The organism is Rahnella sikkimica (assembly GCF_002951615.1).
Classification (GTDB): domain Bacteria; phylum Pseudomonadota; class Gammaproteobacteria; order Enterobacterales; family Enterobacteriaceae; genus Rahnella; species Rahnella sikkimica.
The window spans coordinates 3,053,466-3,066,766 of record NZ_CP019062.1 but is presented as its reverse complement, the minus strand read 5'-3'; the positions used below and the strand labels follow the sequence as shown (position 1 = coordinate 3,066,766).

6 protein-coding genes are annotated in these 13,301 nt (G+C 55.2%); 2 read left to right on the top strand and 4 right to left on the bottom strand.

Annotation, left to right across the window (positions count from 1 at the left end):
* Positions 1–25 precede the first annotated feature (25 nt).
* From pdeR to malT, 4 genes are all read right to left on the bottom strand, one after another.
* On the bottom strand, positions 26–2,044 hold the full coding sequence (pdeR, locus tag BV494_RS14130) for a cyclic di-GMP phosphodiesterase (protein ID WP_104923453.1): 2,019 nt from the start codon (positions 2,042–2,044) through the stop codon (positions 26–28).
* A gap of 285 nt (positions 2,045–2,329) precedes the next feature.
* A complete protein-coding gene (bglX, locus tag BV494_RS14125) occupies positions 2,330–4,627 on the bottom strand; it encodes a beta-glucosidase BglX (RefSeq protein WP_104923452.1) in 2,298 nt (765 codons plus the stop codon).
* A gap of 381 nt (positions 4,628–5,008) precedes the next feature.
* Positions 5,009–5,293 carry a YjcB family protein gene (locus BV494_RS14120; RefSeq protein WP_104923451.1) on the bottom strand — a complete coding sequence of 95 codons (285 nt, stop codon included), beginning with the start codon at positions 5,291–5,293 and terminating at the stop codon, positions 5,009–5,011.
* A 254-nt stretch (positions 5,294–5,547) separates the two neighbouring features.
* Positions 5,548–8,274, bottom strand: a complete 2,727-nt coding sequence (gene malT, locus BV494_RS14115; RefSeq protein ID WP_104923450.1) for an HTH-type transcriptional regulator MalT — start codon at positions 8,272–8,274, stop codon at positions 5,548–5,550.
* 320 nt (positions 8,275–8,594) lie between these two features.
* Here malT and malP point away from each other — a divergent pair, with 320 nt between their 5' ends.
* On the top strand, positions 8,595–10,997 hold the full coding sequence (gene malP / locus BV494_RS14110; RefSeq protein ID WP_104923449.1) for a maltodextrin phosphorylase: 2,403 nt from the start codon (positions 8,595–8,597) through the stop codon (positions 10,995–10,997).
* 9 nt (positions 10,998–11,006) lie between these two features.
* Entirely contained in the window at positions 11,007–13,094 is a 2,088-nt protein-coding gene (malQ, locus tag BV494_RS14105; RefSeq protein WP_104923448.1) for a 4-alpha-glucanotransferase, read from the top strand.
* The last annotated feature ends 207 nt before the right edge of the window (positions 13,095–13,301 follow it).

The window sequence follows — 13,301 nt, the reverse complement described above, 5'->3', positions numbered from 1 at the left end:
AGGCAGAAACAGCCCGTCACTGGCGCTATTTCTGTTTTGCTTTATGTTTAAAAACATTGGGTGAAGCAACTATTTTTTCCTCAAGCCAGTGCTCGAGTTCATTCGCGGGCATTGGCTTGGCGTAAAGAAAGCCCTGTTTGCTGTCCACACCAATTTCATCGACCAGTTTTTCTTCTTCCGGGGTTTCCACACCTTCTGCGACCACCGTCAGTTGCAGGGTTTTTGCCACCGCCACAATAGCCCGTACCAGCGCCTGAGAAACCGGGTTGTCATTGATTCCGCGAATAAAACTTTGATCAAGCTTGATACAGTCGAGCGGAATGCGCGCCAGTTGCGACAGCGACGAATAACCAGTACCGAAATCATCCAGATGCACCTGCGCACCCAGTTTGTGTAACTGATTAATCATCACGACGGCGGCACTTTCATCTTCCACCAGGCAGCTTTCCGTCAGCTCGAAGTCCAGCAGACAGCCTTTCATTCCGGATTTTTTCATCGCATCGGACAGCGTGGTGATGAAGGAACCATTGTTGAGCTGCCGCCCGGAAAGGTTAACGGCAACGCGCAGATTCAGGCCTTTTTTCTGCCACTCCGTCGCCTGACGGGTCGCGGTTTCAATCACCCATTTTCCGATAGGCGTGATCAGGCCAGACTCTTCGGCGTAAGGGATAAAGCTTTGCGGCTGAATCAGCCCGCGCTCCGGCGATTGCCAGCGCAGCAACGCTTCGACGCTTTGCACGGTGCCGTACAAAGACACTTTCGGCTGATAGTGCAAAACCAGCTGATCTTTCTCGGCCAGCGCTTTGCGTAAATGCGTATCCAGCCACATGTACTCCGCGGCTTTCTGATTCATTTCCTGCGAGAAAACGCAGTGCGCGTTTTTGCCTTTTTCTTTCGCCACGTACATCGCGGTATCGGCGTTTTGCAGCAGCGTATCGCCATCGGTGCCGTGTTCCGGGCATATCGCAATACCGCCGGAACAGCCGGTATAGACTTCAATCAGGCCGATGCGGAAGGGTAAGCCCAGACGGCGCAATACGCGCTGGCTCAGTTCTTCCAGTGTGTGGATTTCAGCGTGCGTGCTGAGAATAATGAATTCGTCGCCGCCTAATCGCGCGAGTTTATCGTTGGGCGACAGGCAATCCTGAATGGCATCGGATACCGCGCGCAGCAGGTGATCGCCAAACATATGTCCGTAGGCGTCGTTGACCTTTTTGAAGTTATCCAGATCCAGATAAATCAGGCCAACTTTGTCATCACCACGTTCTTTCAGCGCTTTCGCGAGAGATTCCTGCAAGGCGTTACGGTTGGCAAAACCGGTGACTAAATCGGTGTTGGCCAGAACGCGCAGCCGCTCCTGCGCTTTGCGTTCATCGGTAATGTCAGAGCCGGAGCAAATCAGATATTTTTGCTGCTTGCCGCTGCCGCTGTGAACAAATTTGTTGCGGAACAGGAACAACCGCTGGCCTTTCACCGTGTTGATCCAACGTTCGACTTCATAGGATTGCTGGTGCTGAAAGAAGCCGTTGATGTTCTGGCGCGACGCCAGCCCTTCTTCCATCGACATAAACAGATCATAGGCGCTGCGCCCGATGACGTCTTCTTCGCGCAGGCCGGTGTATTCTTCGCTTAAGCGGTTAAAACGGTGGATTTTGCCTTCCTGATCGATGATCACGATGACCGAATTGGCTTCAGACACCACCTGCTCGGCGAACGTCAGGCCGACTTCCAGATCGTGTGCGACGGATTCAGTATCCTGATAAGCCGACGCCGTACCCGCCCAGGCTTTGCTGTCGATTTTGCGGCCCACCAGATACAGGCGAACGGGAGATCCGAACAGCGAAATATCCAGCGTGAAGCTTGAGGTGATCCCGGTCAGTTGTCTGATTTTCCCTGCCTGCCATTGCGTCAGGGAAATCGCTACGTTGACGATGCCTTTCTCAGCGGATAGCTCCAGTGCATTGCTGTCGGAACCCAACCGCCAGTACGGGCGTGGGGTACCGAAATGTAGGTACAAAATGGAGGCATCTTGAGAGTCGACCATGGAATGTTTCTCCGCAAAGAACGCTATACGCCGCCGGTGTGGCGACATGGCGACAGTCATCACAGACGGAGTTTACTCTGTTCAGCACACTCGCAACGCTCCGCAACAGGCGGATAAAGGGCGAGAGGGCGTAACACATTGAATTTAAGGTTAGCAACTGTCGGTTATATATCCAGTCGCCAGACAGAAATTACTGCTCAGAACGGGCGGGCTCCGTTACCGGTAACCCGCCTGTCAGAGACAAATTTCAGACTGCACGCCGAGCTCCGATTTGAGCCCGAAAAATCATTTCAACAGGAAGCTGGTCTGCTTCACATCCTGAGAGTCTAACCCTACGAATACGTTGAATTTTCCGGGTTCAGACGCCCATTTCAACTTGTCGTTGAAGAAACGTAAATCCTTTTCATTGATCGCAAATGTAACGGTTTTCTCTTCACCAGGCTGCAGGGTGATTTTTTCAAAATTCTTCAGCTCTTTGACCGGACGGCTGACCGAGGCCGCCACGTCCTGAAGATACAGCTGAACCACCGTCGCGCCGCTGACTTTACCGGTGTTTTTCACCGTCACGCTGGCGGTCAGCGGGTGTCTGGCGTCCATCGTGGTGGAAGACAAACTCACGTCAGACACGCTGAAACGGGTGTAGCTCAGGCCATAGCCAAACGGGAACAGCGGGCCATTGGTGATATCAAAATAGCGGGTGGTGTATTTATCCGGATGCTGCGGATTAAACGGACGGCCGGTATTCAGGAAGCTGTAATACAACGGAATTTGGCCGACAGCGCGCGGGAAGGTCATCGGCAGTTTGCCTGACGGGTTGTAATCGCCAAACAGAACGTCGGCGATCGCATGGCCGCCTTCGGTGCCGCTGAACCAGGTTTCCAGCATCGCATCAGAGATCTCGTTTTCCCACGTCAGGGTGAGAGGACGGCCGTTCATCAGCACGATAACCAGCGGTTTACCGGTGGCTTTCAGCGCTTTCAGCAGGTCGCGCTGGCTTTGCGGGATATTCAGCTCAGAACGGCTGGAGGCTTCGTGCGCCATGCCCTGAGCTTCACCGACCACGGCCACCACGACATCGGCCTTCTCAGCAGTTTTCACCGCTTCGTCGATCATGTCCTGTGGTTTTCTCGGGTCGTTAATGACCTGTTTTTCGTAGGAATTGAGAAAATCGACCATCGCCTGATCGTCGGTGACGTTTGCCCCGCGCGCGTACAGCACCGTGCCTTTATCGCCGAGCACGTCTTTCATGCCCTGCAATACGGTGACGGCCTGAGCGGCTTTACCGGCGGCAGACCAGCTGCCCATCACGTCGCGTTTGCTGTCAGCCAGCGCACCGACCACGGCAATCGTACCTTTCTTCGCCAGCGGTAAGGTCTGGTTGTCATTTTTCAGCAGAACCAGCGAGGTGCGTGCGACTTCACGCGCTTCGCTGCGGTGCAGACGGGTTTCGGCATTGGTGTCAGCCGGGTCGCTCGACGCCGGGCCTAAATGGCGGTACTCGTCAACAAACAGGCCCATATCCCATTTGGCGGCCAGCACGTCGCGTACGGCGCGATCGATATCCTGCTGGCTGACCAGCCCGTCGGCGAGTAATCCTTTCAGATACTTACCGTACATGTTGTCGGCCATGTCCATATCCACGCCCGCTTTCAGCGCCATCGCGGCGGCCTGACGATCGTCTTCGGCCACGCCATGTTTGACCAGCCCGCCAATCGCGCCATGATCGCTGACGGTCAGGCCTTTAAACTGCCAGTCGTCGCGCAGAATGTCTTTCAGCAACCAGGTATTGGAGGTCGCCGGGATGCCGTTGACGCTGTTCAGTGCAACCATCACACCACCGGCACCGGCATCAATCGCGGCTTTGTACGGCGGCATGTAATCGTTGAACATGCGGGTCAGGCTCATGTCGACGGTGTTGTACTCGCGGCCCCCTTCGACAGCGCCGTACAACGCATAGTGCTTCACGTTCGCCATGACGGCATCAGGCGCAGACGGATCTTTGCCCTGGAAGCCGGTGACCATTTCGTGCGCGAGGCGTGAGGTCAGATAAGTGTCCTCGCCAAAGCCTTCGGACACACGGCCCCAGCGTGGATCGCGGGTGATATCCACCATCGGCGCGAAGGTCATGTTCAGGCCATCGGCGGCCGTTTCCACGGCAGCGATATGCGCGCTGGTGAAGACCGCCTGCATATCCCAGCTGGATGCAAGACCGAGGCTGATCGGGAAAATCGTACGCTGTCCGTGGACAACGTCATACGCGTAAAAAGGAGGGATTTTCAGGCGGCTGTTTTTGACTTCATCCTGCATACGGCGGATATCAGGCTTCGTGACTGTATTAAATACCCCGCCAACTTTACCGGCCTTGATGTCCGCCATGATGGCTTCTTTTTGATAATCCGGGCCAACGGTGACCAGATTCAGCTGACCAATTTTTTCATCAAGGGTCATTTTTTTCATCAGGTCGGCAATGAACGCGTTGCGTTCTTTTACCTGATCCTGCGGGATACCCGTTGTTTCAACGGCCAGTGACGAGGCAGAGCTTACCAGTAACACTAACGCGCCAAGCACGTGATGCGTATTCATCGGAATTCCTTCAGCCATAAGCAGGGATGCCAAAATAGTGAAAATTCAGCAGCCTGAAGCAAACAAAACAATGATCATTCTAAGAAAAGTATAGTGTGAGAATCTAATACGACCGTTCAACTATTAGCAATCAATAGTTTGAGGCATCAACACATTATCTTTTTATCCTGCGGGACAGTGCGCAATGTACAGGTAATCAGGCAGATAGGTACAAAAAGACAGTCGACGCATCGCGCAAATTTTTAAATTTAGGATTAGATGGCATTTCGTTGCGTAAATAAGCAACAAAATCGCGGCGGGAGCACAGAAAATGGGCAATAAAAAGGGCAGAACCGTACGTTCTGCCCCTTAAAAATCGTCAATACCGATCAGAGAATAAGATCAATAATAGTAAGACATATCGGTCGGGGTTTTGCTCATGACGTCGAAGAACACGTCTTTCGTCGTGGACCAGAATTGCGCGATCGCCTCAGCGTTATAGCTCATTCCCATCAGGCTCATCACGAAGAAACAGGTGACGGTCAGGCCGATACCGCTGCAAACAAACGCCATGGTATTGCGGCTGGACTGGCGGCAAACAATATTAAGCTGGCTGGTGCAGAACATTAAAAAGGCGCTCAGCAGTTCCCAGCGCATCATGATAAATCCGGCAGTTAACGTACCCATCGATAAAAATCCTTACTCACTACAGCCGTTTGCACGAAGCCAGACCAGCCTGAAGGCTGTAACCGCGGGTTGGCAATGGGCTTTACTGAAGAAAATGGTGAAGTTAAAAAGTGTGACAACGGTCACATTATATCACCGGATTTTCATTGTGAGCAAAAAATGTTCGCCCGTATTCATGCGAAATAGGCATAACACACCGCCATAAACAGCCGGTGTGTTATGAAAAGAGAATGATGAAAAGAGGGTATGACGGATCAGGCCCCGTAGCCCATGACCTGAAGCAGATGCTGCGCCTGCTGAACGGCTTCCTGACGGTGGGCAACGCCCAGTTTTTGGTACAAATTGCGGATATGCGTTTTGATGGTGGTCGAGGCAACATCGAGCTCACCGGCAATCTGATCATTGCTGTAGCCGGAGTAAATCAGGCCAAGCACCTGCCATTCTCGCTGCGTCAGCGGGCTGGTGCGGATAAGCTCCGGCACCTGCGGGTGGGTCAGTAATTTATTCACGAAGCCTTCGTCGAAGTGCGCAAATTTATGGCGATGATGCTGATTAATTTCCCGCAGAATTTGCTGCGCGCGGCGCTGTTCCAGTTCCGGCAAGAGATTGAGCTGAATCAGCTGACGCAGCTGCTGCGCCATCATTTCCCCTTCAATCACGAAATGGCTGACAAACCCGGTGCGGTTCGCCAGCTCGAGCGCTTCAATCAGCACGCGCTGCGCGTCACTTTTGCGGCCGGTCTGCCAGTAAAGCAGGTTGCTCAGCAGCAGGTTACGGTTCAGATCGCTGGTCAGACGTAGCTGACGCGCGGTCTGATTCAGTTCGTCGAGCACCACTTCGGCTTCATCAAACTGTTCGAGCAAAATCTGCATACGGGCAATATTGCGCCACTGTCCCTGCTGAAAATGGTTATCCGCCATGTCCGGTTTACGCGCCTGTTGCAGCCACTGCCGCGCCGCGGATTTATCGCCGATCATCTGCCAGTAAATCACCCGCGGTTTATCGGTATTGGTCATCCAGTCGATGTGATACTGCCCGGTTTTGAGCAGGCTTTCACAGCGCTGTAAATGATGATGCGCATTGTCGAGCTGGCCCCGCGCCAGCGAGCATTTCGCCAGCATCGCCAGACACTGTAATTGTTGCTGTGGCTGGAAGTTGGTCAGCACGTCCAGCCCCTGACGCGCCGCGTCTTCGGCATCATCCAGACGGGACCACGACCACAATAATTGTGAGCGCAGACGCAGTAAAAATTCATGCATCGGCAGTTGTTCAAGATGCTGTTCGCGGACCAGTTCAAAGGCGCGATCCTGCATTTCAAATGCCGCCTGCAAAAAGCCCTGAGCAATCAGAATTTCGCTCTGTTGCAGCAGCGCCCATAACGCGTAGTGATAGGCTTCGTGACGCCTGGCGATTTGCTCGGTTTGCTGCATCAGCGGCAGCGCACGGGTTAAATCACCTTTGCAGTGCTGGATTTCGCCCGTCACCGACGTGGCAACAATGCGACTGTAATAGCTTTCATACGGCAGAAAACGCAGGGCGTCGGCGGCGAGTTTTTCGGCTTCATCCTGACGTCCGTCGTTGATCGCCACCTGCGCACGCAGGGCGTCAAATTCTGCGGTCAGATCCTGTTCCATAACGATGTTGCGTTGCTGCATTTCGCTTTCCGCGCGGGCCAGAAGCGTTTCCACTTCGGCATAACGGTGCTGACTTTGTGCCAGCCAGGCCTGCAACAGCACCAGTTTCGGATTCTGAATCAGACGGTCGTAAGGCAGCGCGGCGAGGCACTCTTCCAGCAGTGCCAGTTCACTCTGATTAAACAGCGCCCAGGCATGTTGCAGCAGAATGTCGCGCAGCATATCGGTGTCTTCCGCGCCCAGTGCGTGATGGATGGCTTCGGCGGGGAAACCCAGAGCCAGCCAGCCTTCGGCGGCAGCGCGGTGAATCTGCGGCAGTTCGGCCGACAGTTCCCACTGGCAGCGCTGACGCAAAAACGTGGCAAACAGCGGGTGGAAGTTAAACCATTCGCCGGTGTCATCCATGCGGTGAATAAACAGCCCCTGACGCTCCAGCTCTTCAAGCCGTTGCTGGCCGTTGTCGCCTCCGGTCAGCCGCACAATCAGGGCGTCATTCATCGAACGCAGCAACGAACAGCGCAGCAGGAAATCGCGGGTGGGCGCATCAACGCGATCCAGCACTTCATCCACCAGATATTCGGATAAATGGCTGGCATTCAGACCGGCCAGTTTGCGCGCGGACTGCTGTGTTGATTGTTGCGAAGAGGTGGTCGACTGGCGCGCCGAGAGCGCAATCAGCTGCAGCGCCGTAGCCCAGCCCGCGACGTCATCGCACAGGCGGCTGCTGTCGGCCTGATCGATCGGATCTTTAAGACGGTTATCGAAAAACTGCTGCGTTTCCGGGTGCGTAAACGCCAGATGTGAGGCATTGAGTTCGAGCAGTTGTTCGCGCACACGCATATTGGCGATGCCCAGCGGCGGCAGGGTGCGCGAAAGCACGACCAGCGAAATGTTTTCCGGCTGATGGCGCAGGAAGAAACGCATCCCTTCGTGGATGGCGTCGTTGGAAATGAGGTGATAATCGTCGATCACCAGCAAAAGCGGGCGGTGCCAGTCGGAAAGTTCCACGAAAAGCTGAGCGAACAGTGCGGACAAACTCGCGTACTGATGCTTCTGGCTCAGCGCCTCACTTTTCACGCAATGACCGCCGCAGGCTTGTTGCACGGCGGCAATCAGGTAGCTGGCAAAACGCTCGGGCTGATTATCGCTTTCATCCAGAGAGTACCAGCCGAGATCGCTTTTTCCTGCCGCCCAGTGCGCCACCAGCGTGGTTTTCCCGTAGCCGGCCGGGCTGGCGACCAGAGTCAGGCGATAATTTGACGCAGTCGCCAGCTTCGTCAGCAGACGATCGCGAACCACTGTATTTTGCTGCCGCACCGGGCGGCTCAATTTCGAAGGGATCAGCATTTTTTACGATTCTTTTGACGGTGAACAGAAGGGGCGATCTTTATTTCACAGCGTGTAATTAATCACTTTTTCTAAAGTCCTCCTTTGAAACATTGATTGCAAGAATGTTACGTTTTTACATCTCGTTAAGTTGCTCTGTATCACAAATTTCAATCAGACTTTTCCGCCGCTCACCTTGAAAGCCTCTCTCCTCCGGCTACGCCCCGTTTCTCCTCCCTGCCTAATCTTTGCCGGGATGATGCTGCTCATCAGCAGAAGCTTCAGCATAGTGATTATCAACCTAAAACTTCCCGACAGATTCCCGGACAGAGAGGCATGTGATGCAGGTGACTTTGGATAAAACACAGTTTTTGGCCGCGCTAAAACGCCAGTGGCAGGGATTCGGTTTACAGCAGGCGCAGGACATGACGCCGCATCAGTGGTGGCAGGCCACCAGCGGCGCGCTGTCAGAACAACTCAGCGCGCAACCCGCGCCGGCAGCCACAAAGCACCCGCAGCGGCACGTCAATTACATCTCGATGGAATTCCTGATCGGGCGGCTGACCGCGAATAACCTGATCAACCTCGGCTGGTACGAAACGGTGCAACAGGCGCTGAAAGAGCAGGGCGCAGAGCTGGCGGACGTGCTGGAACAGGAAACCGATCCGGCGCTGGGTAACGGCGGCTTAGGGCGTCTGGCGGCCTGTTTCCTCGATTCGATGGCGACCGTCGGGCAACCGGCGACCGGCTACGGCCTCAACTACCAGTACGGCTTGTTCCGTCAGTCATTCAGCGAAGGCCAGCAGCAGGAAGCGCCGGACAACTGGCACCGCGAAAGTTACCGGTGGTTTACCCACAACAGCGCGCTCTCCGTGGACGTTCAGTTCGGCGGCAAGCTGGTCAAAAATGAGCAGGGCATTGAGCAATGGCATCCGGCGTTTTCCCTGCGCGGCGAAGCCTGGGATTTGCCGGTGGTTGGCTATAAAAATGGCGTTACCCAGCCGCTGCGTTTGTGGCAGGCCACCGACGTGCATCCGTTTGACCTGACCTTATTTAACGACGGCGAATTCCTCAAAGCCGAACAGAAAGGCATCGATGCCGCTAAACTGACCAAAGTGCTGTATCCGAATGACAACCACGAAGCGGGTAAACGCCTGCGCCTGATGCAGCAGTATTTCCAGTGCGCGTGCTCGGTGGCCGATATTTTGCGCCGCCACCATTTCCTGGGCCGCAAAATTCAGGATCTGCCGCAGTTCGAAGTGATCCAGCTGAACGACACGCATCCGACGATTGCTATCCCGGAACTGCTGCGCATTTTGCTGGATGAACATCAGCTGGACTGGGACGCCGCATGGGCGATCACAAGCCAGACCTTCGCTTACACCAACCACACGCTGATGCCGGAAGCGCTCGAATGCTGGGATGAAAAACTGGTCCGCAGCCTGCTGCCGCGTCACTTCTCGCTGATCAAAGCCATTAACGCCCGCTTCAAAAAAGTGGTCGAAAAACAGTGGCCGGGCGACAAAGCGGTGTGGGAAAAACTTTCAGTGCATCAGAACAAACAGGTACGCATGGCGAATCTGTGCGTGGTGAGCGGTTTTGCGGTGAACGGCGTGGCGGCGCTGCATTCCGAGCTGGTGGTTAAAGATCTGTTCCCGGAATATCACCAGCTGTGGCCGAACAAATTCCACAACGTCACCAACGGCATCACGCCGCGCCGCTGGGTAAAACAGTGTAACCCGGCGCTGTCCGCGCTGATTGATGACACCCTGAAAACTGAATGGGTGAACAATCTGGACGCACTGAAAGGGCTGGAAAGCTCCGCTGACGATGCGGCATTCTGCCAGCGTTATCAGCAGATTAAGCGCGAAAATAAAGTGCGTCTGGCAGAGTACGTCAAACACACGATGGGCCTGACGCTCAACCCGGACGCGATTTTCGATGTGCAAATCAAACGCCTGCACGAGTACAAACGTCAGCACCTGAATCTGTTGCATATACTTTCGCTGTACCGCCAGTTGCGCGATAACCCGGAAATGGATCTGGTGCCCCGCGTGTTCCTGTTCGGCGCGAAAGCGGCACCGGGTTATTACCTGGCGAAAAACATTATTTACGCCATCAATCAGGTGGCAGAAAAAGTGAATAACGATCCGCTGGTGCGCGACCGCATCAAAGTGGTGTTTATCCCGGATTACCGCGTGTCCGTGGCGGAGCTGATGATCCCGGCGGCAGACGTTTCCGAGCAGATTTCCACGGCCGGGAAAGAAGCTTCCGGCACCGGCAACATGAAGCTGGCGCTCAATGGCGCGATGACCGTCGGCACGCTCGACGGCGCGAATGTCGAGATTGCGGAACAGGTCGGCGAAGAGAACATCTTCATCTTCGGCAATACCGTCGATCAGGTGAAAGCGTTGCAGGCCAAAGGCTACGATCCGCTCAAAATCCGTAAGAAAGACAAACATCTGGATAAGATCCTGAAAGAGCTGGAAAGCGGCTTCTTCAGCAACGGCGACACACAGGCGTTCAGCCTGATGCTCGACAGCCTGCTCGGCGGCGGTGACCCGTATCTGGTGCTGGCGGACTTCGCGGATTACTGCGCGGCACAGCAAAAAGTCGATGCCTTGTACCGCGATCAGGACGCGTGGACGCGCAAAACTATTCTCAATACTGCCCGCGTCGGGATGTTCAGTTCCGACCGTTCGATTCGCGATTATCAGCAGCGGATCTGGCAGGCGAAACGTTAAGGAGCCCGCATGGAGAACAAAGTACTGGAGCAGGCCGCCAGGGAGGCGGGTATTTCCTCTGGTTTCATTAATGCACATGGCAAGCAGCAGGCCATCGCGCCGGAAACCAAGCGCGAACTGTTGTCTGCTATGGGCTGGAAGGCCGGGCATCGCCCGGCTGCAACACCGGTTCCGCCGGTTAAAGTCTTTGTGTCCGGCAGCCGTCTGGCGCTGCCGGTCAGCGGAGAAGGGGAATTTGGCTGGACGTTGCAGCTGGAAAACGGCGCAAAACAACAGGGCCGGATCAGCGGCAAAATGACGCTGGCGCTGCCGGGGAAAATTCCTGCCGGTTATCACCAGCTGACGCTGACGCAGGACGCGCAGCAGTGGGATTGCCGGGTAATTGTCGCCCCGAAACGTTGCTACGAACCGGACGCCTTGCTGGCCGGTAAAAAACTGTGGGGCACCTGCGTGCAGCTTTATACGCTGCGCTCGGAAAGCAACTGGGGCATCGGCGATTTCGGCGATCTCAATCTGATGCTTAAGAACGTCGCCCAACGCGGCGGCGCTTTTGTCGGGCTTAATCCGATTCACGCGCTGTATCCGGCGAACCCGGTGGCGGCCAGCCCGTACAGCCCGTCTTCGCGCCGCTGGCTGAACGTCATTTATATCGATGTCAGCGCCGTAGACGATTTTAAGCAGAGTCCGGAAGCCCAAATCTGGTGGAACCAGCCGCTGACGCAGCAGCGTTTGCAGGCCGCGCGCGCCAGTGAATGGGTGGATTACGCGGAAGTCATGCCGCTGAAACTCGAAGGGTTACGGCTGGCCTATACGCATTTCCGGGGCCGTAAAACGCAGGATCATCAGGTGAAATCGCTGGCCAGTTTCGTGAAACAGGGCGGCGAAAGTCTGTATTTGCAGGCGGCGTTTGATGCGCTGTATGAGCATCTGGCGAAAGAAACGGATGTCGCGCTCGGCTGGAACCGCTGGCCGGAAAAATATCACGACGCCCGTGGCCCGGCGGTTCGCGCTTTCTGCGAGCAACACGCTGAAGATGTCGAGTTTTACCTGTGGCTGCAATGGCTGGCGGAAATCCAGTTCGAAAACTGCTATCGCACCAGCCAGCAGCAGGACATGCCGATGGGGTTATACCGCGATTTGGCGGTGGGCGTCGTCGAAGGCGGTTCTGAAACCTGGGGCGACGGCGAGCTGTATTGCCTGAAAGCCTCGGTCGGCGCGCCGCCGGATATTCTCGGGCCGCTCGGCCAGAACTGGGATCTGCGCCCGATGGATCCGCATGTGATGGTCAGACGCGGCTACCAGCCGTTTATCGATCTGCTGCGTTCGAACATGACCAGCTGCGGCGCGTTGCGTATCGATCATGTGATGACGCTGCTGCGTTTGTGGTGGATCCCGGCCGGAGAAACGGCGGATAAAGGCGCGTATGTGCAATATCCGGTGGACGATCTGCTGGCGATTCTGGCACTGGAAAGTCAGCGTCACCGCTGCATGGTTATCGGCGAAGATCTGGGCACCGTGCCGGTGGAGATCGTCAGCAAGCTGCGCGAGGGCGGTGTGTATTCCTATAAAGTGCTGTATTTCGAGCGCGATGAGGAAAACAACTTCCGTGCGCCGCAGTCGTACCCGGTTCAGGCGATGGCGACCATCACCACGCACGACCTGCCGACGCTGCGCGGTTACTGGCAAAGCGACGATCTGGCGCTCGGTAAAACGCTCGGACTTTACCGTGACGAAGAGGTTTTACAGGAACTGTACGCCGACCGTGCGCGTGCGCGTCAGGGGCTGCTCGACGGGTTGCATCATTACGACTGCATTCCGAAGAAAACCGGACACAAAGCCGCATTAATGGAAATGACGCCGGTGCTCAACCGAGGGCTGCAACGCTACGTCGCCGACAGCGCCTGTGCGTTACTCGGCCTGCAACCGGAAGACTGGCTCGACATGGACGCGCCGGTCAACGTCCCCGGCACCAGCGACGAATACCCGAACTGGCGTCGCAAACTTTCCTGCACTCTCGAAGAAATGTTTGCCGACGAGCAGGTGAATAAACTCATCAAAGACCTCGATAAACGCCGCCGGAAAGTCTCGGTGAGCTGAACGCAATACAAGTGAGAAAAGGGTTTCTGCCGGTACGGGGGAACCCTTTTTTGTGCTTTGAACCTCATTCATCAGACCTGCCTGAAACCCACCAAACCCTGCATTTCCCCTCATCAAAAAGGGATTAAAGAAATAAAAAATGAAATTGATTAATAAGTAACAGGCTTTGCAAAATATTATTCTGTCAGCAGGGATTATAACGGTGAT